Here is a 24,294-nt window from a genome sequence, read left to right as displayed (position 1 = left end):
ACCATAACACAGTATTATGCGTCCGCACTCGCTTATTGGGAACTTACTGCAGTGAATACCCCGCCGCGTCTTCGCCAACTCGAGGCCCTCATGGCAGTGATTCATCACGGTTCCATGACACAGGCTGCCACACAGCTCGGGATCAGCCAACCGGCGGTCAGCCGACTGCTGTCAGATCTCGGGACGTCACTCGGTTTTCCGCTGTTCGACCGCCGTGAGGGCCAACTCGTCCCGACACAGGAGGTTCGCTTCCTGCAGCCAAGTATTTCCCGCGTTCTTGATCTGATGAAGCAGATCGGGGATCTCAGTCAGGACATTACCGACCGCCGCGCGGGCCACATTCGCATTGCATGCCTTCCTGGATTTGCCACAAGCCATCTGCCGGGAGTGGTTGCCGACTTTCTTGGCGACAGGCCAGGGGTGAGCTTTACCATTGAACCGGACCGTCCGGAAAGAATCCTCGAATGGATGGTCGGTGAGCAGTTCGATTTCGGGATCACTGACGGTTTCCACGGCCATCCTGCTGTGGACAGCCGGGATATCGACGTGCGCACGGTCTGCATCTTCCCGCAGGGACACCGGCTTTCAGAATGTAAGACAGTGACCCCGACCGATCTGGATGGTGTGGGGATTATCCACACCAAGCGGGACAGCGAGTTTTTCCAGGACCTGTCGCGCAGCTTTCAGGATCATGACGCCAAACTCGTGACGCTGATTGAAACCCGCCAGTTCACTGCGGCGTGCGAACTGGTCAGTCGCGGTGCTGGCGTGTCGATTGTCAGCGAGTTGGATGCCGTACAGTATGAGGGGCGTGGCGTGGTCAGCCGCCCATTCACCCCGAAACTCGCTCATAGGCTTTCGCTGGTGCGCCCTGTTCTGAAACAGCCTTCGCTGCTCACACTTGAATTCGTCGAAGCGTTTGCCCAGAGCCTTCAACCCTTCAAGCTGTGAAACCGACAACCGGGTATGCGGCACACTTGCACAGAAAAGCGGATTTCGCTTGCCTGTCAGTGGTGTTAATACCAACGCTAAACCTGACAGAAGCTATCGGAAAAGAGTTCTGTCATATTGGGAACCCGCATAGGCTCTATGGCTGATATTCCATTCCAGACCGGTCGGCAGACCCGTAGCCTGAGGGGGCGCATCCCGTGGGCGGTTGCAGGCGTGATCGCTGCGATCTGTGTGCTGCCGCATATCAGCGTTCTGATCGCAGCGTTCATGGGGTCCACAGAGACGCTTCAGTCCCTCGCCGAAACCGTGCTCGGTCGATATACGCGTGCGACCGTTCTGCTTCTGGTTCTGGTCGTCGTTTTCAGCACGGTGATCGGAACGGTGTCAGCCTGGCTGGTGACGACAACCGAGTTTCGTGGGCGGCGATTGCTGGAGATCGCTCTGGTTCTGCCTCTTGCCTTTCCGGCATATGTTCTGGCCTACGCCTATACCCACGTCCTTGACCATCCTGGGATTGTTCAAACCACACTGCGTGCCGTTACCGGATGGGGTCCGCGTGACTATTGGTTCCCCGAAATCCGGTCTCTTGGCGGTGCCGCCGCGATGCTCACTTTCGTGCTGTACCCTTATGTTTACCTGCTTGCCCGGGCGGCCTTCGCGTCGCAAAGCGCGACGACGTTCTACGCGGCGCAATCACTGGGGCAAACCCGGCTTGGGGCATTCTGGCGTGTGTCTCTGCCGATGGCGCGCCCAGCCATTGCTTCGGGCGCGATGCTTGTGGGCATGGAAACCATCGCTGATTTCGGAACGGTGTCTTATTTCGGCGTTCAAACATTCGCGGTGGGCATCTATTCCAGTTGGTTCACCTTCGCGGACCGCGCTGCCGCTGCGCAACTGTCGCTTGGACTTCTGAGTTTCGCCCTTCTATTGGCCATTGTGGAACGCATCAATCGCGGTGAAGCGCGGTACGCCTTCGGACGGAAGTTCGAACACATGCCGCGGGTGAAGCTGACGGGTATTGCCAGTAAGCTGGCCTTCACGGTCTGCTTCCTGCCCGCGTTTCTTGGCTGCATCCTTCCGGTCATCATGCTGTCCGAGATGGCGCTTGGATCAGAGCAAGACCTCCTCAGCCCGCGATATCTGCAATTCGCCCGCAACTCGGTGACACTCGGCCTGTGCGCTGCGGTTATCACCGTGGCAGTCGCCCTGCTTTTTGGAAGCCTCGCCCGCAACCGCAAATCCCGTTTCGCCACGATTGTGCTTTACATCGGTCGCATGGGTTATGCCGTTCCGGGAGGCGTGATCGCGGTGGGTCTGCTGGTTCCGTTTGCCTATTTCGACAACACGCTCGATGCCTATATGCGGGCCACTTTCGGTATCTCGACAGGACTGCTGTTCACCGGCTCGATCTGGCTGCTCGTCTGCGCGTACATGATCCGGTTTCTTGCTGCGGCCATCGGGGCGTATGAAGGCGGCGTGGCTGTCATCAACCCCAACATGGACGCGGCAGCACGCGTCTTGGGACAAAGCGAGTGGGGGCTCTTGCGGCGCGTGCATTTCCCGTTGCTGCGGCCAAGCCTGTTCACGGCGCTTCTGATTGTGTTTGTAGATGTCATGAAAGAGCTGCCGGCAACGCTGATCATGCGTCCGTTCAACTTTGATACGCTGGCTGTGCAGGCGCATCGGCTCGCTTCTGATGAACGGCTCGCCGGTGCTGCAGTTCCGAGCCTCGTGATCGTAGCCATCGGGACGCTTCCCGTAATTCTGCTGTGTCGCCGCATCCGTAACGAACAAGGCCAAACAAAAGAGGGCGCTTGAGCGCCCTCTGAGTGTCACGTTCGGATCCGAACTTTACTTCCAGCCAACCTCGTTGAAGATGCGTTGCGCTGTCGGCACGTTCTGTGCAACCTCGGACAGGTCTACATCGTCGGGGCGGAACATGCCCAATGCCGCAACTGACGGCGAGAGCCCCACGCCGGGAACCGCCGGGTACTCGTCGTTGCCAGCCGAGAAATACTGCTGCGCCTGATCGGACGACAGGTACTCGAGGAACTTGATCGCATTTTCACGGTTCGGCGCGTGTGCCGCAACACCACCGCCTGAGAGGTTCATATGGGCGCCTTCTGCGTTCTGCGCGGGGAAGACCCATCCGATATTCGCGCGATCTGCTTCGGTCAGCCCTTCGACCTCGGTGCGCAGCGCGCGGGCATAATAGTAGGTGTTGGAGATCGAGATATCGCATTCGCCTGAAACCAGGCCACGAAGCTGATCCGTGTCCCCACCCTGCGGAGCTCGGGCGAAGTTGTCGACCACCCCCTGCGCCCAGGCACGGGCCGCGTCTTCGCCATGGTTTTCGATGACGGCACTCAGCAGAGTCTGCGAGTACACGTTTGTCGACGAGCGGTGGCAGACCATGCCCTTGTATTGAGGGTCGGCGAGTGCGACGTAATCCAACGGCGGGTTTTCCACATCGTTCTTGTCGTAGAAAATGATCCGCGCACGCTGGCTGAAGCCAAACCATTGATTGTCGTCATCCTGCAGGCTGTCCGGGATGCGGGCCTCAAGAACGTCACTTTCAATGGATTGAAGCACCCCGGCAGCTTTTGCGCGTTCAAGGCGTGACGTGTCCACGGTCAACAGAATGTCTGCCGGAGAGTTGGCGCCTTCGGCCTGCATCCGGGCAATAAGTTCATCCGCATTGCCTTCGATGCGGTTGATGGTGATCCCGGTTGCATCGGTGAAGTCGGAATAGAGGCGCTCATCGGTATCGTAATGGCGCGACGAGTAGAGATTCACCTCGCCTTCGGCCAGTGCAACGGAGCTGAGTGCAGTGCTGGCGACAAGCGCCAGTGTCGAAGTTGTCCATAGGACACGCATGGGAGTCATTCCTCTTGGTTAAATCTTACAAAAAAAGTCAGTTACACGATTCCGAGGGGCGTTCAATACATTCTGACAAATTTTGTCGGAAATCATTTCGAAAAGTTGATTTTTCATTAGATCTTTTCCAGTAGAACCGAAAAACGCCAGCCGGAGTGATCGGCTGGCGTTTGGGATGTGGTCTGAGCCGGGGGTCTGGCCCGTGGGGGTGTCAGACGGCGAAGGGGTTGTCGAGCACACCCACCAGCGGCATCAGGAAGTCGCCGTTGATCGGGTCCGTGGCCGCCGTGTAGAGCGTCTCGATGGCTTCGACCGCCGTGTCCAGGCTGGCCGCGCTGCCGTCGAACAGCGCCAGCACCTGCGCCGCGTCATCGACATTCGACATGCCGCGATGCACCGCAAAGAGCGCGCCCAGATCGGTCTTCTGTTCGAGGTACAGCTGATCGGCCAGCTGACGGTCGATGAAGGCCTGCGAGGCGTCCGCCGGAGCCGGCGCCTTCACCCCGCGCAGCACTTCGAGGATGAACTCGCCCCGGGTCACCGCACCGTCGTCCAGCGCGTTGGTCCAGAACCGCAGCCCGTCGATGTCCGGCGACCGGCCCAGCACGTTCTCGTAGACATCGGCGGCGAAGCGGATGTTGCTGGTATCCGCCGGATAGGTCGCCAGTGTCTCGGGCTGGGTGGCGAACTCGTTCGCGATCTGCTCCAGCGACATGCCGTTGGCATAGGCGGTGGCCCAGAAGGACAGGCCGATGGCATCGGGCGCGCGGTTGAAATAGGCGATATACATCTCGACGAAGCTTTCGAACGCCGCCTCGTCCAGACCGGTCTGGCCCCCGAAGAGGCGCAGATCCATCGGGCCGCCGAACTGCGGCAGGTCGGTGCCGAAGTCGATCAGCTCCACATTGTCGAGCGCAATCGTGCCAAGCCCGCCCTCGGTGCGGTCCGTCACGCTGACGCCGCTCGGGCCGAAAGTCACGGTAAAGTCAGACTGGTCGCCCGCGAACACTGCCGTGTCCACACCGCCCAGACCGTCGATCCGCTCCAGTGCCGCCGTCGCAACAAGGTTCCCGTCGTCCCCGGCCGTCCCCTGCAAAAGACCACCCGTGCGATTACCCCCAATCAGTTCCGGTGGGTTGTTTGGTTCACCTTGCTCGGAAACCGGATCGACCAAGACAGGAGGGGCGTTCTCTTCGTTGGCGGGCGTTTCGGCATCCTTTGACACGGTATCGCTTTGAACGAGTTTGAAATGCGCTGCCGTGAGCGGTGAACCGGACTGGGGGCTGTGGAAGACGTCAATACTTGTGCCGTCGAACAGCGTCACGCGTGAGACGTTGCTGAACGGCTTTGTGACCGCACTGGCGGCGTCGGCCTCGGATCGAAAACCGCTGTCGACGAGCATGAAGGTCTCAGAGGTCAAATCGAAATCGGAAATCGTGTTCAGACCGTCGCCCGGTCCAATGACAAACACATCGGTTCCGTCCTGACCGAAATACCTGTCCGCGCCTGCGCCGCCGCGCAGTTCGTCATTGCCGCTTCCGCCATCGAGATAATCATCGCCATCGCCCCCGATGAGGGTGTCATGGCCGGACTGTCCAAAAAGATCATCGTCACCCGTGTTGCCGAGCAAGGTGTCATCACCACTGTCGCCCTGCAGCGTATCGTTTCCGGCCAGACCGTCGATGTTGTCAGCGACCTCGCGTCCGAAGACACGTTCTGATCCATTCGTTGCAAGCGGAGGAGTGACGCCCTGTTTCGTAAAGCCGTCAATCTCGTATCCGATGTCGGCGAGAATGGCGGCGTCGTAGTCGCTGATCAAAACCCGCGTGCCTGTCACCAGCGTCGGGTCGAGTGCAACGCTGTCGCCGGCGAAGCCGTCTTCGACGTGAGAAAGATCATGGTCGATGGGGACCGGGCGACCACCATTCACGGCGATGGCATTCGGCCCGGTAAACCAATAATCGACAATCCAGCTGTCGAACGCCCCGGAGGTGCCAATGCCCAGGACATGCCCAAGTTCGTGCACCGCAACTGAAAGAAAATCGTTCTGACCGGTCGGTGGTGCATCGGTCCCGAAATACCAGTTTTCAGAGCTGTTAAAGGATATACTGCCTGCCCAGGGGTCAAAATCCGTCACTGGCCCGGCCCCACGGAAATCCGGACTGATGCGGGCCGTAAACGCATCTCCAGGCGCATTGCCGCCATCCGGACCTGCAATGGCCAGAGTTGACGCCGGAAGGGTCCGCGCCCCGACAAAAATGATCAGGTCGTCTACCGAATGGGAAAGAGTAACGGTCTCGGTCGCTTGGGTCGTGGGGTTTCTGATCTCGAATGACGTGCCTTCCGGCACTTCGTCAAAGTCATCGAGAATGATCGCTTCCCATTGCGCCGCGGCCAACTCAAGCGCGGATCGGCGTTCTGGGTCGTTAAAGAACCCGCTACTGTCGAAGCGGTAGTCAAAAGTGATCGAAAATGCCACGTGCCAGTTCCCCTGCGCGTGCAGGGGAAAGGCGCTCCAATCCTCACACGCGATTACGCTACTCGGTCGAGCGCAATCTCATGTGCAAATGCGGCACCAGCGTGGTCGGGATGGGGCCGAACACTCGGGGAATAGTTGGGATTTATGTCGTTTTTTCTGGATCGAGAGTGCGTCAGTCACGCAGGACCAGCACCGATTTTGCAGAATGGCGCACGAGCCTCGCGGCATTTGAACCGAGCAGATAATCCTTGAGGTCCGGCTGGTGCGCACCGATCAGGATCAGATCGACACCAAGCGAGTTCGCGAGGGCGATAACCCGGTCATACACTGTCCCGACAAGAACGTGGCGGCCCCCGTGAAGGTCCGCAATTTCCATCTGACGCGCCAACTCTGCTTCGGTCTCGGACTTTGCCGACTTTTCGAAGTCTTCAGTCATGTATGAACCGACAATCGGCATTCCGACGGTCGGTATCACGGACACCACATCCACTTCGCTACCCCACTGTTCGGCAAGGGTTTTGGCATGATGCAATAGTTTTTGCGTGTCGGTGGTCAGCGAAACATCGACCGGTACGAGGATCTTCTTGAACATGGCGCTTCTCCTCAGAACGCGGGTTGGGTCATGCGACGGCTTTGCAGGCCAATGATGATGAGCAGAAGAATGAAGGCGGGGATGAAGAAGATCTCCTTTGGCATGCGGTCATTTTCAATCTGCACGGCCTCGATCTGTGCCGGCGCATCACCGTAGAAGTCGTATTCGTTGGCCAGCGTTTCGAAGAACGGAGTTCCCGGGAACGGTTCCTCCAAAAGAAGCATGTCGCCCTCTTCCATGACGGTCAGCCCGACGGCTTGCAGCCGATCGATACCGGAACCTTCGGCATCCGGCGTGACGACAATTGTGGTTGATCCGACGATCCCGGTGTCGAAGTCGGGAGCCGAGACCGTGACGCGCGCATCGGTGCCGACGGGAATGTTCCCCATCGCCTCTATCGCCGCCGGGCCTGAATAGCTGGTGTACGGTTCCTGCCAGCGATCCAGGAAAAAACCGGGCCGGAACAACAGGAAAACGACCAGCATCATCACCACCGCTTCCCATGCCCGGTTCTTCGCAAAGAAGTAACCCTGCGTGACCGCGGCAAACACCAGCATCGCGACCAGAGACACGAAGAACACAAACACGGCTTTCAGAGGACCGACATCGATCAGGAGAAGGTCCGTGTTGAAGATGAACATGAAAGGCAGAAGCGCCGTGCGGATGTCATAAGCAAAACCCTGCACACCGGTCTTGATCGGATCGCCTCGCGAAATCGCAGCGGCGGCATAGGCCGCAAGTCCGACGGGTGGTGTGTCATCCGCGAGAATACCGAAATAGAAGACGAACATGTGCACAGCGATGAGCGGCACGATCAGGCCGGACTGCGCGCCGACCGACACGATGACCGGTGCCATCAGGGATGACACCACGATATAATTGGCTGTGGTCGGGAGTCCCATCCCGAGGATCAGGGACAGCACGGCGACCAGAACCAGCAGGATGATCAGGTTGCCGCCCGAGATGGTTTCGATCACCTGACCGATGATCTGATGCGCACCTGTCAGCGAGATGGTGCCCACGATGATCCCGGCGGCACCGGTCGCGACACCGATCCCGATCATGTTGCGCGCACCACTGACCAGGCCATCGACGAAATCCTGGAAGCCGGCCACGGTCTGATTTGCGATCTCGGATTCTCCACGGAATATCGCTTTCAACGGGCGATGGGTCAGTGCGACGATGATCATCGCTATTGTCGCCCAGAAGGCGGACAGCGCAGGCGACAGGCGGTCGAGGTGCTCGGTCCGGACCATCAGATTCCAGACCAGTACGAAAATCGGCAGCGCGAAGTAGGCGCCGCCAAGGAAGGTCGGGGTGAGGCGCGGGGCGGAGACGGCCTTGGCGTTCGGATCATCGACCTTGAGGTCGGGAAAGCGCGAGGCAAGGTATACCAACGCGAGATAAGCTATGCCCAGAAGCACCAGTGTCGGATATACCGTCGCTCCCGGCATCATCGGCTCGAGCGCGGCGCGGAACATAACAACAAGGAACGTGATCGCCGCCATGGCGATGAAGCCGGTCAGGAACAGGATCAGGATCAGCAGAATGCCGATGTGGCGGCCGGGCTTTTGCAGTCCCTCAAGACGCAGTTTCAGGCTTTCCAGATGCACGATGTAAAGCAGGGCGATGTAAGAAATCACCGCCGGGAGAAAGGCGTGCTTGATGACTTCAATGTAAGGGATGTTCACGTACTCGACCATCAGGAAGGCGGCCGCGCCCATCACAGGTGGGGTTAACTGGCCGTTGGTCGAGGAGGCGACTTCGACCGCCCCTGCCTTTTCGGGACTGAAGCCGATCCGCTTCATCAATGGGATCGTGAAGGTGCCGGTTGTGACTGTGTTTGCGATCGATGAGCCGGAGATCATTCCGGTCATCATCGAAGAGAGAACCGCCGCCTTGGCCGGACCGCCTCGGAGAGTCCCCAGCAGAGAGATCGCCACCTTGATGAACCAGTTGCCGCCGCCAGCCTTTTCGAGAAGTGCGCCGAACAGAACGAACAGAAAGATCATGGTGGTCGAGACGCCAAGCGCGACGCCAAACACACCCTCGGTCTGCATCCAGTAGTGGCCCATCGCCTTTGAGAACGACGATCCGCCGTAGTTCGTAATGCTGCCGATCCATTCCGAATAGCCACCGAAGAAGGCGAGTGCGAGGAACAGTGATGCGATAATCACCAGCGGCAGACCGAGCGACCGGTAGACCGCGATCATCAATACGACCATGCCGATGGCGGACATGACGATGTCGGTTGTGCTCCAAAGACCGGGACGCGAAGCGATTTCGAAGCGGAAGATCACAAGGTAAAGACAGGCGGCTATCCCGGCAAAAAACAGCACCCAGTCATAGAGGGGAATCCGATCCCTGTGACCGAATATCGGGAAGGCCAGCGTGGCCAGTGCGAGCGCAAACGCGAGATGCACGAAGCGGGCCTGAGCCACGATATTGGCAAACATGCTGACGCCGGTGGTCTGGGCCAGAACCCCTGGCAGTTTTGATGCGATGTAGAGTTGGAACAGCGACCACGTGATGCACAGAGCGAAGATCAGTGTATTGGCAAAAGCACCGGCCTGCCGTGCGCCGGTATCAGCCTCTGCCACCATGTCTTCGGCGGTTTTCGTGTCTGTCATCGTCGATGTCCCCCAGTTGCGCAGTTTCTGCGTCAATTAAAAACGCCGGCACAGCTCGGGGCTGCGCCGGCGCTCGGTTCTTGTTTCAGGTGGCAGGCATCATTCCAGCAGGCCGAGTTCTTTGTAGGCGCGCTCTGCACCGGGGTGCAGCGGTGCGGAAAGACCGTCTTTGACCATCTGTGCCGCGTCGAGGTTTGCGAATGCCGGGTGCAGACCACGGAAGTCGTCGAGGTTGGACATCACGGCCTTGGCGACGATATAGGCGGTTTCCTCGGGGATGTCCGCGCTGGTCACGAAGGTTGCACCAACACCAAAGGTTGTGATCTCGTCGTCATTGCCGGCGTACATGCCGCCCGGAATGGTCGCGACGCGATAGAACGGGTTATCGGCAACAAGCTTGTCGATCGGCTCACCTACCACAGAAACGAGCTTCACATCACAGGTTGTGGTGGCTTCCTGAATGGCGGCGGCAGGGTGGCCCACTGTGTAGATCATTGCGTCGATGTTGTCGTCGCAGATCTGCTTGGCCATCTCGGAGCCTTTGTATTCCGTCGCAAGTGCGAGGTCGTCCATGGTGATGCCGAACGCATCCATCACGACTTCCATTGTGGCGCGTTGTCCAGAGCCGGGGTTGCCGACATTGACGCGCTTGCCCTTGATCCCTTCGAACGAAGTGATGCCGCTGTCACCGCGGACCAGAAGCGTAAAGGGTTCCGGGTGGACCGAGAACATCGCCCGGATCTCAGGGAACGGGTTGTCTGCGAACTGCGAGGTTCCGTTATACGCGTGATACTGCCAGTCCGACTGGGCGACACCGAATTCAAGCTCACCTGCCTTGATGGTGTTGATGTTGTAGACAGATCCCCCCGTGGATTCGACTGCGCAACGAATGCCATGTTCCTTGCGGTCGCGGTTCACCAGACGGCAGATCGCACCGCCGGTCGGGTAATACACACCTGTGACACCGCCAGTGCCGATTGAGATGAATTGCTGATCCTGCGCCATGGCCGATCCGCCAAGCGCAATGGATGCAGCGGCGACAAGCCCGGCGGCGAAGGTTTTATATGACATGTTTGTCTCCCAATTGGTTTATGGGTCTGTGCCCAAGGTTATCGAAACGTCGCCAATGAGTGCTCAATGGCCCGCGCCTTTTCGGTAAGGCGCAGAAATTTTCGTTTTCGTTCCTATAGCTATAAAACGTGATTCGGACGCGTTGGGCCAGCCCGACAAATCCGGGTGAGGGAACAACCGAAGATAACCGCGGTCCAAAACGGCGCTTTCCGCCTTTGACACGCCGCGGCATCGCCTTCTGTCAATTGCCTGGATGCGGTATGGTTGATCAAACCGGAGCGTGCGAATTCCTTTGCTCCCGGATGACCCAGAGGACCCGAAGATGAGCCATGTATTCCCCCGCCATAACCTTTCTGCTCCGCCCAAGGCGGTCCGTGGCGAAGGGTGCTATCTTTATGACGAAGCGGGAAAGCAGTATTTCGACGGTTCGGGCGGCGCGGCGGTGTCCTGTCTTGGACACGGTGATCCCGAGATCATCCAGGCTATTCAGGATCAGGCGGCCCAGCTCGCCTACGCGCATACGGGGTTCTTCACCAGTGCTCCGGCCGAGGAACTGGCCGACCTGTTGATCAGTGAGGCTCCCGGCGATCTGGACAGAGTCTACTTTGTGTCCGGCGGATCCGAGGCGGTTGAATCCGCGCTCAAACTTGCGCGTCAGTATTTCCTTGAAATCGGTCAACCGCAGCGACGCCACATTATCGCGCGCCGCCAAAGCTACCACGGAAATACGCTCGGCGCTTTGGCGACCGGTGGCAATGCATGGCGCCGCGCGCAGTTCGAACCGATCCTAATGGATGTGTCACACGTTGCGCCGTGCTACGAATATGTTGACCGGCGTTCCGATGAATCCCCGTTCGACTATGGGCAGCGTGTTGCGCAGGAACTGGAGGACGAGATCCTGCGGTTGGGCGAGGACAGCGTCATCGCCTTTGTCGCAGAGCCGGTGGTGGGTGCCACCATGGGCGCAGTTCCTGCGGTAGATGGATATTTCAAGCGGATCCGCGAAATCTGCGACCGCTACGGTGTTCTCCTGATCCTGGATGAGGTCATGTGTGGCATGGGCCGGGTCGGACACCTTTTCGCCTGCGATGCTGAGGGGGTGGCGCCCGACATTCTGTGTATCGCCAAGGGATTGGGCGCTGGCTACCAGCCGATTGGGGCGATGCTTTGCAGCAGTCGCATTTACGATGCCATTTCTGCCGGTTCGGGTTTCTTCCAGCACGGGCATACCTATCTCGGTCATCCCGTCGCCTGCGCCACATCACTCGCTGTTCTGAAGGCACTCAAGGACCGCAATTTGATACCGCGGGTTCGGGAGCAGGGAGAGAAGCTCGACATGGCGTTGCGCGACCGTTTCGGTCAACACCCGCATATCGGCGACATTCGCGGTCGCGGATTGTTTCGGGGAATGGAGTTTGTCCGGGACCGCGACGGAAAAACACCGTTTGCCCCATCCGACAACGTCGCAGCGCGGTTCAAGAAGGCTGCGTTCGAGGCTGGGCTTGTCTGCTATCCGATGAGTGGTACTCGGGACGGCAACCTTGGTGATCACGTCCTGCTTGCGCCTCCGTTCATCATCTCGGACGATCAGATCGAAGAGGTTGTCGACAAGCTGGAAACGGCGGTGCAGGCGGTTGTTGCCTGAGAAAAGCACACGACCAGCTGCGACCAAGGGTCCTTCACTTCGGATGTAAACGCAGCTTGACGCGGCCAGAGCACCGGGTGCAGATGAAGATGTTTACGGTCCGGGCGTGTCAAAGCGTTCGGTGAAAAGGGAACGCGGTGCTTCGAAAGAAAAATCCGCGACTGCCCCCGCAACTGTGAGCGGTGAGCGACGCTGAGAGTGCCACTGGTGTTCCGATGGGACGTTGGGAAGGCCAGCAGAGCAGAGACCCGCAAGTCAGGAGACCTGCCGTAAGCCAACACCCAGTTCGGTCGCGGGGTGCGGCGGGACGGCGGCATCGTCCGCAGTGGTGTCCATCACCGTCTGCGGATGCGATTGCATTCCAGATATTTGTTACCATTCCGGCGATTTGCGCCGGGCCAGGCCGGGATTTTGACCATGGCACGCCTCACAGCAAAACTACTTCTCTGTTCTACCCTCGTTGCGCCGTCTTTTGTGGCAGCGCAGGATCTGGGTGGTTCGGTTATCGAACTTGAAGACATCGTCGTTTTCGGCGGTCTTCTTCCGACCAATCTCGACACAACCGGCGCCACGATCGATATCGCCGACAGCGACGACATCCAACGCGAAGGTCTGGGTGCCGCCGCCGCGCTCGATACGCTTCCTGGTGTTGCCGTAAGCGCAAACGGTGGGCTCGGTGGCAGCGCAACGGTACGTATTCGCGGGCTCAGCGGACCTTACGTTGGTGTGCGGGTTGATGGCATCGACGTCACCGACCCGTCAGGTCCACAGACGGCCTTCAACTTTGGAACACTCACAACGGGATCGCTTGACCGCCTTGCCGTTGTCAAAGGCACGCAATCGGCGATCTATGGCTCCGAAGCGATTGCAGGTGTTGTCGAGGTGGAAAGCTGGCGGCCTGAGGTTTCTGGCTTCTCAGGCAAGGCACAGGCCGAACTGGGCAGTTTCGAAACACGCGGTGCCAACCTCAGTTTCGGCTATCTAGATGACCGTGCGGAACTCGCGGTCAGCCTCGGGCGCGTGACCTCCGAAGGGTTCTCGGCGCGGAAATCAGACGATGAAAACGATGGGTTCGAACAGAGCATGGTGAACCTGTTCGCCGCCTACCAGATCAGCGATGCGATCCGTGTCGGAGTGAACGGATTCTGGTCCGATGGCTCTGCCGAATTCGATCGGTCCGATTTTGACCCGTCCGGTGAGATCGACGAAACCCGTCGCGGTATGCGTTTGTTCGGCGAAGTCCAGACCGGAGCATGGTCACATGAGCTGTCGTTCAGCCGGTACGAAATCGACCGGTTCGATGCGGGTGGTTTCACCCGCGATTTCCTTGGCGAGCGCGATACGGTTGCGTATCTGGCGCAAGGTGATGTTTCCTCGACTGTTTCGCTGGCCTTTGGCGCGGACTGGAATGAAGAACGCGCGGAACTGGATGGTCAGTCCTATGATGCGTCCAATTCGGCTGCGTTTGCCGAGATCAAGGCAACCCCCAACGATGCCGTCGAGCTGTCGCTGACGCTGCGCTACGACGACTATTCGGATTTTGATGGCCAGTTTTCGGGCCGCGCCGCGCTGTCTTACCAGTTGAACGATGCGACGACGATCCGCGCCTCGCTGGGCACCGGGTATCGCGCTCCGTCGCTCTATGAACGTTTTGGCCCCTATGCAGGCTCGACTCCGCTGGACCCGGAGGAAAGCCTGAGTTTCGATCTTGGCATCGAACACAGCTATGGTGATCGTGGTTCGGTCAAGGCGACTCTGTTCTGGGCCGAAATCGACAACCTGATCGGCTTTGGGTCCGGGCCCAACTGTCTGCCGTCGCAGGCATTTGGCTGCTACATCCAGACCGATGGCAAGACCGAAACGCGGGGTCTTGAACTCAGCGGGTCCTACGCCCTCACTGACCGAGTACGTCTATCGGGCGCTTATACACTGACCAACACTGAAAATGACGGGAACCGCGTTGTCCGCGTCCCGCGTCATGATCTGTCATTGGCGCTCGAAGCCGACATCACCGACCGTTTGGAGGTTGGTGTGAACATGACCCGTGTGGCCGATACGCTTGACGGGTTCGGCACACTGACTGCGCTGGATGACTACACGGTTTGGGATGTCTCAGCCCGCTATGCCATCACCGACTCCGCGTCGATTTACGGGGCGATCGATAACGTCGGTGATGTGTCCTATGAAACAGTCAGCGGTTTCAACGCGCCAGAGCGAACCATTCGCTTTGGTGTTGAAACCTCGTTCTGACTATGTGGCGTCTGCTGACGCTGCTAACCATTGCACTGGCCCCTGCATGGGCCAGTGCATCCGACCTGCCTCGGATTGTCTCCATCAATGTCTGTACCGATCAATTGACGATGCTTCTGGCCGAGCCAGAACAGATCGTGTCACTCAGCGATTTGTCCGATGATCCACGCAGTTCTTTCCTCGCCGAGTCCGCCCGCAACTTTCCCAAGAACAATGGCCAGGCCGAGGTTATTGCAGTTCAAGACCCCGATATCGTTCTTGCAGGGGCTTATAATGACCCGGCGCTAATGGCGTTGTTGCGATCCATCGGTATTGAGGTCGTTCAGGTGCCGATCACCACGTCGCTGTCTGACATACCGACAGAAATCCGAAATATGGGCCTTGTTCTTGGCCAGGAAGAAAAAGCGGAACGCATGGCATCGCGTCTGGAGGCCGATCTCGCCAAGCTGTCATACGGGGGGGAAGGTGATCCGCTGGCGGCATTCTTTCTGCCGAATGGTTATGCGCTCGGCGCGGGAACGCTGAGCCACGACATTCTTGTTGCCGGTGGTGCGCGCAATCTGTCGGTTGAACTTGGGTTCAAGGGAAACGGCACCCTGTCACTGGAACAGGTCATTCTTCACCAGCCCGACTTTTTGATCGGCGCACAGCCCTACGACGGGTTTTCCCTCTCTGAGGAGATGGCCACGCATCCTTCACTGGCCGGGTTTCCGAGGATGCACAGTTCGGTCGCATGGGTGTGTGGGACACCCTATGTCATGCAGGCCATCGAAAGCGTCGCCCGTCAGGTGGCCGATCTGAAAAACAAAGCGCGCGACTGACGGCCCGCTAAAGCGCTTCGTTTGCCTCGGTGGTGTAGCGTATGGCCGGATCCAGGTGGATGCCATGCCATGCGTGTCCCTTGACGAAGGTTCCGTACCCACAGGTATCCTTCAAGACGGTGGCCGGGTGAGTGGTTGCCATGCGAAGAGCGGCTACAGGGGATACGCCGACCTCTTGGATCATCACTGAGAGCGCGGTCGGCAAATCAAGATCGGCGCCGGCCAAAGTTCCATCCTCAAGCGTCAGTCTTCCGTCCCGGCGCAGGACACGGCGGTTGTTGAGGCGGAACTCCGTGATGTCCGATCCGACGGTGGCCATCGCATCTGTTACGAGGAACAGTTTGCCCAGTCCCGTCTTGGCAGCAGTCGCCGTGCGCAGACTGGCCGCGTGGACGTGGATCCCGTCTGCGATCAAGCCTGCACTCAAGGTGTCGCTGCTCAGTGTCGCGCCAACCAGCCCGGGTTCTCGACTGCCAAGTTGGCTCATCGCGTTGAACAGATGCGTCACACAACGCGCTCCGGCAGCGACGGCTTCGTTTGCCTGTTCGAACGTGCAATCCGAGTGGCCAAGGGAAACGATGACACCCGCCTGCGACAGGCGCGCAATCTGGCCGGAAGATACCATTTCAGGTGCAACGGTTATCATCAGGTTTGGCAAAGCCGCCGCTGCCGCACAGAGCAAGGTCTCGTCTTCGTCGGTCATGGGCCGGATCAGCGCTTGAGAATGGGCACCCTTACGCGCAGGCGCGATGTGCGGGCCTTCCAGGTGAAGCCCGATGACGCCCGGTATTTTCTCGTCGATCGCCCGAGGTATGGCCTCTATCGCCGCGCGTGTCTTTTCCGGCGTGTCGGTAATCAGAGTCGGCAGAAACGCGCGCGTTCCCGTTTTGGCATGCGCTTTGGCGATGGTGGCAAGGCATTGGGGCGAAGGATCGTCATTGAACAAAACGCCGCCACCGCCATTCACCTGAACATCCACAAAACCGGGTAACAAAGTACCGCTGGGAACGTTTTGCAGGATGTACCCGTCGGGTACTTCCGCTTTCGAACACAGACCAAGAAATACGTCCCCGTCCAGCAACACCGCGTGGTTTCGGTGAAGGCGGTGTCCGTCGAATACTTCGGCTCCGATCAACGCACGCCGGGTCATGAGTTGCACTTCCATTCCTTGTACTTCTCCCGAGCCAGCCATATCGCCCCGTCGAGTGCAGTGCCTGCTGGGGGGACTATCTCTGCCTGTGTCCGGGGTCTGAGCCACGCAGCAAAGCGCGGGCCAAGCCCACCGGTGAGACAAATGATGTCGTCTTTCGCGAGAGATATTCGATCCAAACATACCTCAAGATATGCGAGGGCATCCTGAACCACGTGACGCCCATTAATGTCACCTGCATCCGCCGCGTCCAGAACGTCAGGCGCAAGGGCTGCGAAATCGGAGGCGCTAGCGTTGCGTGCAAAAGCGATCACGTCGCGCGGTTTGGGGCCAAGCCGGGACATTAGACGGTTCGTCAGGTCTGATGGTTCAACAAGCCCGTCCTGTGCCAGTGCGCAGCGTTGAAGGGCGGCCCGTCCGAGCCAGGCTCCGGATGCCTGATCCCCCAGTTGCAGCCCCCATCCACCGATGAAGCGAGTGCCTTCATTCGTTGCAAACGCAACAAATGATCCGGTTCCGATAGAGATCACCACTCCGGTCCGACCGCCCAATGCTCCGGCTACCGTCGTGACCTGATCATCGGTTACGGTGCAGCTGTGAAAAGGCAGAGCGTGCGCAATCGCTTCAGCGTCTGAGGTGCTCAGCACACCGGCAACCCCTGCATGGACAGATGCACGCATCAGATCGTCGGAACCAAGACCCGCCTTTGCCGCGGCTTCGTGAACAGCCAGTGTGATATTGCGCTTCGTGGAGACCGGGTCGGAGGTGAAATTAGCAGCGCCACCACGGGCTGCACCGAGCACGCGTCCGTCCGCATCCACAATTGAGACGCGGCAGCCTGTTCCGCCGCCGTCTATCCCAATCACTATTTCCGAAACAGAAGTCATAAGGCGCAGTTAACACAGCCTTTTAGGGAATGTGCACATATATCGTGAGCACCTGTCGTGAGGAAATCCCAAAAGACCGATGGTCACAACTGCCTGAAATTCAGGCACTTCGCCCGGTTTCGCTGCGAATTGCGAGACTTGCAATCGAAGGATTTGAAACCTCGATGGCACCGTGATTGTTTAACGCATGGCCCAAGACGTTCTGAGCAAAGAAAAAACGCCTGCCCTGAGCCGTGCAATCGCGACACGGGTCAGCCAGATTTACCCTGATCTGGATCCGGATATCCTGACGACCAAGATCATTGAAGCATTCTGGCCCGAGGGAACCCACCGTCGCAAACGCGGTCGCAAACCGGGCAACGCTCTGTGGTCCCAGACAGACGCGTTGCTGATCACATATGGCAACTCAATCGTGGACGGCGTGCATAAGCCGCTCGATCTTTTGAATGACTTCCTGCGCCGCTATCTGAAAGGCGTGGTCGACGGTGTGCATATCCTGCCGTTCTTTCCTTTCACGTCGGACGATGGGTTTGCGGTCACGGACTACATGGCGGTAAATCCGCAGCTTGGCGATTGGCCAGACATCAACCGGATTGCCAGCCAGTTCAAATTGATGTCCGATCTCGTGCTGAACCATGTGTCAAGCCAGGGGACATGGTTCAACGCCTACCGGCAGGGTCAGGCACCATATGATCGCTTCTTCTTCGAAGCCGATCCGTCCGATGATCTGAGCATGGTGGTTCGCCCCCGGACGACGCCGCTTTTGCAAAAAGTCGATACGAAAGACGGTCCGCGCCATGTCTGGTGCACGTTCAGCCATGACCAGATCGATCTGGATTTTCGAAATCCCGAGGTCTTGCTCGAGTTTCTGCGGATCATCAGAACGCATATCGACAACGGCGTTCAGATCATCCGGCTCGATGCAGTCGCCTTCCTGTGGAAAGAGGTGGGGTCTCCGTCGATCCATTTGCCGCAGACGCATGCAATCGTGAAACTGATCCGGCTGCTGTGTGATTATGCCATTGAACCGATTGTGCTCCTGACTGAAACCAATGTCCCCAAAGCCGAGAACCTGAGCTACTTTGGCAAGCGTGACGAAGCGCATGTGATCTACAACTTCCCGCTGCCGCCGCTCATCCTGCACGCACTCTTGTCCGGCAGCGCGGAGTACCTCGATAAGTGGCAGCGATCCATGCCACCTGCGCCGCTCGGTTGCGCCTATCTGAATTTCACTGCCAGCCATGACGGGATTGGCATGCGCCCTGCCGAAGGGTTGCTGTCGTCCGAGGATCAGGCCGCGATGATCCGGGCCGTTGAGTCCGCTGGCGGGCTGGTGTCGATGCGCGCGCTGCCGGATGGTGGCGAGGCACCTTACGAACTGAACACAACCTATTTCGCCGCACTGGGCCAGACCTTCGATGGCCCGGATGAATACCACCTCGAAAGGTTCCTGTGTTCGCAGACGATCGTCATGTCGCTTGAGGGGATTCCGGCGTTTTACATCCATTCGATGCTGGCCACGCCGAACGTTTCAGAGGCGGTCGTAAGACGGGGAATGAACAGGGCGATCAACCGCCACCGTTGGGATTACGGAGCGTTGCAAGCTCTGCTGGCGGACGACAGCACGGTGCATTCCAAAGTGCTCAACGGCCTTAAGCAGCGATTGACGATCCGGCAGAAGCAATCCGCCTTTCACCCGAACGCCACGCAGTTCACGGTGAATACGGGCGATGCGCGGGTCTTTGGTATCTGGCGTCAGAGCCTTGACCGGAACCAATCCATCTTTGCGCTGCACAATGTCAGCAAGGACACTGTGACGCTTCCTGTCAGCACGCTCAACATCATCGCGGACGAAGACTGGCGTGACCTTCTGTCAGGCGACGTCATCCCGGACGATGACATTGTGCTTGGCCCCTATCAGTGCCGCTGGATCAGCAACGCAGGTCATTGATAGTCCTTCGCGTCCGCCAGCGCGGCCGCCTGCATGTCGCGCAGGAAATCAGGGTCGGCGGCGTGGACACGGTTCCACGTAGCGATGAAGGGAATCTCCTGCGGATTATCCAGGAATGTTTGCCCTGCACGCACGATATTCTCGGCGAACAGTTCGATTGACGCTTCTTCGGCGTGACGGTCTACCGTCAGGCCATTCATCTGAGCGTCGCTGTAATACGCATCCAGCAGGTCAAGAGCGCTGCGATAGTAGGTGGCTTTCAGCGTCCGGAATACGTTCGTTGTGAAGATCGTTCCGTCAGCTGCCAGTTTCCGGAAGATCGCCTTGCAGATATCGGTCGACATCCGATTGAGGCCAGTCGCAGCATCTTCCGGACTCAGAGACTGATGTTTGTGATCATAGGAATCCGCGATCTCGACCTGGCAGACTGCTTTCGGAGCGAGGTTGCGCCAGGCCTCGGACAGGACACCGATTTCCAGCCCCCAGTCGGAAGGGATGCGGAGATCCGGAAGAATGTTCGTTCGCATCGCGAATTCGCCGGAAAGCGGATAGCGGAAGCTGCGAAGGTAATCGAGGTAATCGCGGTCACCCACGACCCGTTTGAGCGCGATCAGAAGCGGGCTGACCAAGAGGCGTGTCACACGTCCGTTGAGTTTGTCGTTGCCGATGCGGGCGTAATAGCCCTTCGCGACTTGATAGGGGAAAGTGGGGTTGGCGACCGGATAGATCAGGCGCGCAAGAAGTTCGTTCGTATAGGTGAGGATGTCGCAGTCATGGATGGCCATGACGGCGCTGTCCTGACAGCCGATCAGGTAGCCAATCGAGGACCAGACATTTTTCCCTTTGCCCTGTTCGGCAGGGGCGAGGCCCATACGTGTCAGACGCTCGCCGAGTTCAAGCATCCGAGGACTGTCGTTCCAGATCACGATGTGGTTCTGGTTCAGCCCCTCAAAGAATTGCCGCGCGTGGCGAAACTGTTCTTCGTTTGCTCGGTCGAGTCCGACGATCACGCGATGGAGATAGGTGACCTTTGAAAGTTCGGACAGGATTTTTGGCATCGCCTCGGTTTCGAGTTCTGAATAGAGGCAGGGCAGGATCAACGACATCTTGCGAGTCTGTGCGAAGGTTTCCAGTTCGTAGGTCATTTCCTGAAGCGAACGGGTGCGCAGGTTGTGAAGGGTGGCAATATTCCCGTTTTGATGAAAATCAACCATGATTGTTCGCTCCTTCAGAATAATCGAGCCCGTCGAGCAGCGCGTTGATTGCCTCGTTCCAGCCTTTCGGTCCGGGCTTTCTTGTGCGGATGATGTGTCCTTCGGCTTCGCCCTCGAGGGGCGGAAGCACAGGTCGGTGCGGATTGGCGACGATAACGCCCTGATCCGCGGCTTGCAGCATGGTGATGTCGTTCGGCGCATCGCCAAGCGCAACGGTCCGAGTGGCCGCAAGAGCAGATGAAACGACATGCATCGCGTCGGCTTTCGTCCGGCCAAAGGACAGTGTCAGGAACCGACCGCCGTGCTGCGCCACGATACCCTGATCTGCAAGCGCAGACCGGAAGTCTGCCAGAGTGTCGTCTGATCCTGACCAAATGCCCGGTTCGGAAAACGCCCGGTCCTGCGCACGCTTCGCGGCGTCCGGGGACAGTCCGGTGTGCAGAGCGACCTCTTGGGTCGTCATGTCACCGAAGCCTATGAAGTGGCTTCGTAGATGATCGGGAAGTTCGTCGAGTTGCATGCGCAGCTGGGAATAGGTGCTGTTGTCGGCTTGACCCGGCAAACCGACAATGCCTGATCCGTTCTCAACGATTGCGGGCTGATCCATCAGCCCCATCTCCTCTTGGAGCAGAACGATCTCGGCGGCGGTTTTGCTGCTCGTCAGAACGACCGGTATTCCCCGTGCGGCTAAACGGGCCAGTGCTGGTTGTGCGTCTGCCCAGCTGTAGGTGTCGTGATCCAAAAGCGTGCCATCGAGATCGGAAAAGACAGCGAGCTTTGGTGGATTCTGCATGGACTGAGTTTCCGGCGCTGGGCCAGAAGGCTCAAGTCCAAAACGGCTTTCTGCGACAACCTAGGTCGCCCCAAGGCCGATCTGCCTGATCAGTGGCCGAAAAACTGCGGGTTCTCCCCGGAAAGGCCGGCAGCCACCATTGCGTCGAGTTTATTCGACCTCGCACGCGTTGTCGGCGTTCTGCCCGGGTTAAAAGGCTGGCAGGCAAGAATAAGGCTGCCGGACAGGTGTTCCCGCAGCCTCTTAAAGGCACATTGTGCCAGTCTTAACCAAGCACTGATTTGACGGCGCGTACCGTACCGGCAACGACCTGATCAGCCTCGTCGCGGGTGAGGCAGAAGGGCGGTGCAAAGCCCAGAATATCGCCCTGCGGCATGGCGCGAGCGATGATCTTGTCCTGTTCCAGAAGTTTGGCGGAAATCTGCGGGCCGATTTTGTCGGCTGCGTCGAAGAATATGCGGTCGTCCTTATCCTTCACGAACTCGACTGCGCATATCATGCCCTCGCCGCGCACTTCGCCGACATTTGGGTGATCCGCCAACGCGTCCGCCATCCTGGAATTCAGGTATGCGCCGACCTCACCCGCGTTTCCAATCAGGTTCAGAGACTCGAGCAGGTTCAGGTTGGCAACACCCGCGGCCGCGCCAATGGGGTGGGCGGAGTAGGTCCAGCCATGACCGATGGGACCATTTTCGTCTGTTCCCTTCTCAAGAACTTCCCAGACCTTGTCAGATACGATTGATCCCGAGAGCGGCGCGTAAGCCGATGTCAGACCCTTGGCGATGGTGATGATGTCTGGCTTCAGGCCGTAATGCTCGGACCCGAACATTGTCCCCAGGCGGCCAAATCCGGTGACGACCTCGTCAGCGATCAGCAGGATATCGTGCTTATGCAGCACCTTCTGAATTGCAGCCCAATACCCGGCGGGTGGCGGCACGATGCCCCCGGTCCCCAGAAGTGGCTCTCCGATGAAGGCCGCGATGGAGTCAGCCCCTTCGCGTTCGATTAATGACTCGAGATCTGCCACGCATTGGGCGACGAACTCTTCCTCCGATTGATCGAGGTTTTCGCGACGATAATAGTATGGAGCGGTGGTGTGGATCACCTGTTCCACCGGCAGGTCAAATTTCCTGTGAAACAGCTCGAGTCCTGTCAGGGAACCGGTGACCAGTCCTGAGCCGTGATACCCCCGCCAGCGTGATATGATCTTTTTCTTTTCCGGGCGCCCCAGAATATTGTTGTAGTACCAGACCAGTTTGACGTTGGTTTCGTTGGCGTCAGACCCGCCCAGCCCGAAATACACTTTCGACATATGGGAAGGCGCGCGGTCGAGGATCATCTTTGATAGGGTGATCGACGCTTCGGTCCCGTGTCCGACATAGGAATGGTAATAGGCGAGTTCGCGGGCCTGTTCCGCGATGGCATCTGCAATTTCCATTCGGCCATAGCCGACATTCACGCAGTAAAGCCCGGCAAAGGCATCCAGAAGGCGGTTTCCGTCCCGATCTTCGATGAAAACGCCGGCGGCTGTCTTGACCACACGGTTCGGGCTTTCGCCGCGCGCGTGCTGGGCAAGGTGAGTCGACGGGTGGAAGAAGTTGTCACGGTCCCACTGGTCGAGTTGATCATTTCGCAGCATGTCGTTTTCCAGTCATGAAATGTGGTAAATCGTTGTGCACATCAGTCGATAATTCTTGATCCTGTCAAGAAAAGCACGAAGGATTTATTGCACGGTTTGACGGATTAGTCGTCAAGTTGTGTACATCATACAGAATAAACGGCTGAGGACCAACCATGCCCGAGGGAAATGCCCCGTTCAGTCCTGCGGAATACGAGCGCCGGATCGCGCTGACCCGCGTCGCGATGGAAAAAGCCGGGCTTGATGCCCTGTTCATTACTGATCCATCGAATCAGGCTTGGCTGACCGGCTATGACGGTTGGTCGTTTTACGTGCACCAAGGGGTGTTGCTGCGTCTGGACGGTGAGCCGATGTGGTGGGGCCGGTATATGGACTCGATCGGTGCGCTGCGGACATGCTGGATGTCGGCGGACAGCATCTTTGGCTACGCAGACAGCTATGTTCAGTCGACTGTCCGCCACCCGATGCAGGAGCTTGCCGCACGGATGCGAGAGATGGGTCTCGACGTGGCACGGATCGGTGTCGAGATGGAGAATTACTACTACTCCGCCAAAGCACATGAGGTTTTGTGTGCGGAACTCCCCAACGCTCAGATTTCAGACGCGACCGCGCTCGTGAACTGGCAGCGATTGGTTAAGTCCCAGGAAGAGATTGCCTTTATCCGCAAAGCAGCCCGGATTTCCGAAAAGGTCATCGAAACCGCCATTGACCGCGCCGCACCCGGAGTTCGCAAGAACGAGCTTGTCGCAGATATCTTCCATGCGGGCATAAGCGGTGTCGATGACATCTGGGGAGATTACCCTGCGATCGTGCCGCTCACGCCGTCCGGGCTCGATGCGACGGCAGCGCATTTAACGTGGAACGGTGACCCGATGAAGGCAGGTGAAGCCACCTTCTTTGAATTGTCGGGCTGTTATCGACGTTACCACGCTCCACTCTGTCGGACGGTGTTTCTTGGAACGCCGCCGAAGGAAATGCTGGACGCGGAAAAGGCCCAGCTTGAAGGAATCGAGGCTGCGCTGAACGTGGCAAAGGCGGGCAACCGGACCTGCGATATCGCCAATACATTCATTGCGGTTCTGCAAAAACACGGCATCTACCGCGAGGGCCGGTGCGGGTATCCGATCGGTCTGAGCTACCCACCGGACTGGGGCGAGCGCACCGCGTCGATCCGCGCAGAGGACGAAACGGTTCTGAAACCGGGCATGACCTTCCATTTCATGCCGGCACTTTGGATGGATACATGGGGGCTCGAAACCACTGAAACCATTCTGATCAAGGAGGAAGGTCCGGCTGAAACCCTTTGCAACGTTGAACGCAAGTTGTTCGTCAAAGGGTGACGCC

The 24,294-nt window shown here is 58.5% G+C and carries 17 protein-coding genes and 1 riboswitch; of the genes, 7 read left to right on the top strand and 10 right to left on the bottom strand.

What is annotated here, in order from left to right; all coding sequences use genetic code 11:
• Positions 1-51: 51 nt before the first annotated feature.
• The gene (locus MGEO_RS10840; protein WP_085637110.1) at positions 52-951 is read left to right on the top strand and encodes a LysR substrate-binding domain-containing protein; all 900 of its coding nucleotides are present in this window, start codon (positions 52-54) and stop codon (positions 949-951) included.
• A gap of 138 nt (positions 952-1,089) precedes the next feature.
• On the top strand, positions 1,090-2,769 hold the full coding sequence (locus MGEO_RS10835; RefSeq protein ID WP_085637107.1) for an ABC transporter permease: 1,680 nt from the start codon (positions 1,090-1,092) through the stop codon (positions 2,767-2,769).
• A gap of 33 nt (positions 2,770-2,802) precedes the next feature.
• Here the strand turns inward: MGEO_RS10835 and MGEO_RS10830 are convergent, their stop codons facing one another.
• From MGEO_RS10830 to MGEO_RS10810, 5 genes are all read right to left on the bottom strand, one after another.
• Positions 2,803-3,828: an extracellular solute-binding protein gene (locus tag MGEO_RS10830; protein ID WP_085637103.1), complete on the bottom strand. Its 1,026-nt coding sequence runs from the start codon at positions 3,826-3,828 to the stop codon at positions 2,803-2,805.
• Positions 3,829-4,039: 211 nt separating this feature from the next.
• The gene (locus tag MGEO_RS10825) at positions 4,040-6,307 is read right to left on the bottom strand and encodes a DUF4214 domain-containing protein (protein WP_085637100.1); all 2,268 of its coding nucleotides are present in this window, start codon (positions 6,305-6,307) and stop codon (positions 4,040-4,042) included.
• 172 nt (positions 6,308-6,479) lie between these two features.
• Positions 6,480-6,899: a universal stress protein gene (locus MGEO_RS10820; RefSeq protein WP_085637096.1), complete on the bottom strand. Its 420-nt coding sequence runs from the start codon at positions 6,897-6,899 to the stop codon at positions 6,480-6,482.
• A gap of 11 nt (positions 6,900-6,910) precedes the next feature.
• Entirely contained in the window at positions 6,911-9,529 is a 2,619-nt protein-coding gene (locus MGEO_RS10815; RefSeq protein ID WP_085637093.1) for a TRAP transporter permease, read from the bottom strand.
• Positions 9,530-9,628: 99 nt separating this feature from the next.
• Complete coding sequence (locus MGEO_RS10810) at positions 9,629-10,600, bottom strand: TAXI family TRAP transporter solute-binding subunit (RefSeq protein ID WP_085637091.1); 972 nt, start codon at positions 10,598-10,600, stop codon at positions 9,629-9,631.
• A gap of 322 nt (positions 10,601-10,922) precedes the next feature.
• Here MGEO_RS10810 and MGEO_RS10805 point away from each other — a divergent pair, with 322 nt between their 5' ends.
• From MGEO_RS10805 to MGEO_RS10795, 3 genes are all read left to right on the top strand, one after another.
• On the top strand, positions 10,923-12,245 hold the full coding sequence (locus MGEO_RS10805) for an aspartate aminotransferase family protein (RefSeq protein WP_085637088.1): 1,323 nt from the start codon (positions 10,923-10,925) through the stop codon (positions 12,243-12,245).
• 80 nt (positions 12,246-12,325) lie between these two features.
• Positions 12,326-12,531, top strand: a riboswitch (cobalamin riboswitch).
• Between the two features lie 131 nt (positions 12,532-12,662).
• The gene (locus MGEO_RS10800) at positions 12,663-14,495 is read left to right on the top strand and encodes a TonB-dependent receptor plug domain-containing protein (RefSeq protein ID WP_158091008.1); all 1,833 of its coding nucleotides are present in this window, start codon (positions 12,663-12,665) and stop codon (positions 14,493-14,495) included.
• Positions 14,496-14,497: 2 nt separating this feature from the next.
• Positions 14,498-15,316: an ABC transporter substrate-binding protein gene (locus MGEO_RS10795; RefSeq protein WP_106299177.1), complete on the top strand. Its 819-nt coding sequence runs from the start codon at positions 14,498-14,500 to the stop codon at positions 15,314-15,316.
• A 7-nt stretch (positions 15,317-15,323) separates the two neighbouring features.
• Here the strand turns inward: MGEO_RS10795 and nagA are convergent, their stop codons facing one another.
• Both nagA and MGEO_RS10785 read right to left on the bottom strand, forming a co-directional pair.
• Positions 15,324-16,481 carry an N-acetylglucosamine-6-phosphate deacetylase gene (nagA, locus tag MGEO_RS10790; protein ID WP_233139837.1) on the bottom strand — a complete coding sequence of 386 codons (1,158 nt, stop codon included), beginning with the start codon at positions 16,479-16,481 and terminating at the stop codon, positions 15,324-15,326.
• Positions 16,463-17,353, bottom strand: coding sequence for a BadF/BadG/BcrA/BcrD ATPase family protein (locus MGEO_RS10785; protein WP_085637082.1), 891 nt, complete (start codon positions 17,351-17,353; stop codon positions 16,463-16,465). Before MGEO_RS10785 ends, nagA begins: the two co-directional genes overlap by 19 nt.
• A 187-nt stretch (positions 17,354-17,540) precedes the next feature.
• Between MGEO_RS10785 and MGEO_RS10780 the strand changes: the two genes are divergently transcribed.
• Positions 17,541-19,304, top strand: a complete 1,764-nt coding sequence (locus MGEO_RS10780) for a sugar phosphorylase (protein ID WP_085637079.1) — start codon at positions 17,541-17,543, stop codon at positions 19,302-19,304.
• Here the strand turns inward: MGEO_RS10780 and MGEO_RS10775 are convergent.
• The 3 genes from MGEO_RS10775 to MGEO_RS10765 form a co-directional block, all read right to left on the bottom strand.
• A complete protein-coding gene (locus MGEO_RS10775) occupies positions 19,298-20,518 on the bottom strand; it encodes a glycosyltransferase family protein (protein ID WP_085637076.1) in 1,221 nt (406 codons plus the stop codon). The genes MGEO_RS10780 and MGEO_RS10775 overlap by 7 nt on opposite strands.
• Positions 20,511-21,311 carry an HAD-IIB family hydrolase gene (locus MGEO_RS10770; protein WP_085637073.1) on the bottom strand — a complete coding sequence of 267 codons (801 nt, stop codon included), beginning with the start codon at positions 21,309-21,311 and terminating at the stop codon, positions 20,511-20,513. Before MGEO_RS10770 ends, MGEO_RS10775 begins: the two co-directional genes overlap by 8 nt.
• Positions 21,312-21,576: 265 nt before the next feature.
• Positions 21,577-22,950 carry an aspartate aminotransferase family protein gene (locus tag MGEO_RS10765; protein WP_085637071.1) on the bottom strand — a complete coding sequence of 458 codons (1,374 nt, stop codon included), beginning with the start codon at positions 22,948-22,950 and terminating at the stop codon, positions 21,577-21,579.
• A 155-nt stretch (positions 22,951-23,105) separates the two neighbouring features.
• On the opposite strand from MGEO_RS10765, the gene MGEO_RS10760 reads away from it, so the two are divergent.
• Positions 23,106-24,290, top strand: coding sequence for a M24 family metallopeptidase (locus MGEO_RS10760; RefSeq protein WP_085637068.1), 1,185 nt, complete (start codon positions 23,106-23,108; stop codon positions 24,288-24,290).
• Positions 24,291-24,294: the final 4 nt, after the last annotated feature.

The sequence above is a fragment of the Marivita geojedonensis genome (genome assembly GCF_002115805.1).
In the GTDB taxonomy this organism is placed as follows: Bacteria; Pseudomonadota; Alphaproteobacteria; order Rhodobacterales; family Rhodobacteraceae; genus Marivita; species Marivita geojedonensis.
This window is presented reverse-complemented; position numbering and strand designations above follow the sequence as displayed.

Excerpts from the sequence above, each read along its gene's own strand:
- nagA (WP_233139837.1), bottom strand. The coding sequence starts at position 16,481 with ATGGAAGTGCAACTCATGACCCGGCGTGCGTTGATCGGAGCCGAAGTA.
- MGEO_RS10815 (WP_085637093.1), bottom strand. The coding sequence starts at position 9,529 with ATGACAGACACGAAAACCGCCGAAGACATGGTGGCAGAGGCTGATACC.
- MGEO_RS10775 (WP_085637076.1), bottom strand. The coding sequence starts at position 20,518 with ATGGTTGATTTTCATCAAAACGGGAATATTGCCACCCTTCACAACCTG.
- MGEO_RS10820 (WP_085637096.1), bottom strand. The coding sequence starts at position 6,899 with ATGTTCAAGAAGATCCTCGTACCGGTCGATGTTTCGCTGACCACCGAC.
- MGEO_RS10805 (WP_085637088.1), top strand. The coding sequence starts at position 10,923 with ATGAGCCATGTATTCCCCCGCCATAACCTTTCTGCTCCGCCCAAGGCG.
- MGEO_RS10800 (WP_158091008.1), top strand. The coding sequence starts at position 12,663 with ATGGCACGCCTCACAGCAAAACTACTTCTCTGTTCTACCCTCGTTGCG.
- MGEO_RS10835 (WP_085637107.1), top strand. The coding sequence starts at position 1,090 with ATGGCTGATATTCCATTCCAGACCGGTCGGCAGACCCGTAGCCTGAGG.
- MGEO_RS10795 (WP_106299177.1), top strand. The coding sequence starts at position 14,498 with ATGTGGCGTCTGCTGACGCTGCTAACCATTGCACTGGCCCCTGCATGG.
- MGEO_RS10785 (WP_085637082.1), bottom strand. The coding sequence starts at position 17,353 with ATGACTTCTGTTTCGGAAATAGTGATTGGGATAGACGGCGGCGGAACA.
- MGEO_RS10770 (WP_085637073.1), bottom strand. The coding sequence starts at position 21,311 with ATGCAGAATCCACCAAAGCTCGCTGTCTTTTCCGATCTCGATGGCACG.
- MGEO_RS10780 (WP_085637079.1), top strand. The coding sequence starts at position 17,541 with ATGGCCCAAGACGTTCTGAGCAAAGAAAAAACGCCTGCCCTGAGCCGT.
- MGEO_RS10810 (WP_085637091.1), bottom strand. The coding sequence starts at position 10,600 with ATGTCATATAAAACCTTCGCCGCCGGGCTTGTCGCCGCTGCATCCATT.
- MGEO_RS10760 (WP_085637068.1), top strand. The coding sequence starts at position 23,106 with ATGCCCGAGGGAAATGCCCCGTTCAGTCCTGCGGAATACGAGCGCCGG.
- MGEO_RS10765 (WP_085637071.1), bottom strand. The coding sequence starts at position 22,950 with ATGCTGCGAAATGATCAACTCGACCAGTGGGACCGTGACAACTTCTTC.
- MGEO_RS10830 (WP_085637103.1), bottom strand. The coding sequence starts at position 3,828 with ATGCGTGTCCTATGGACAACTTCGACACTGGCGCTTGTCGCCAGCACT.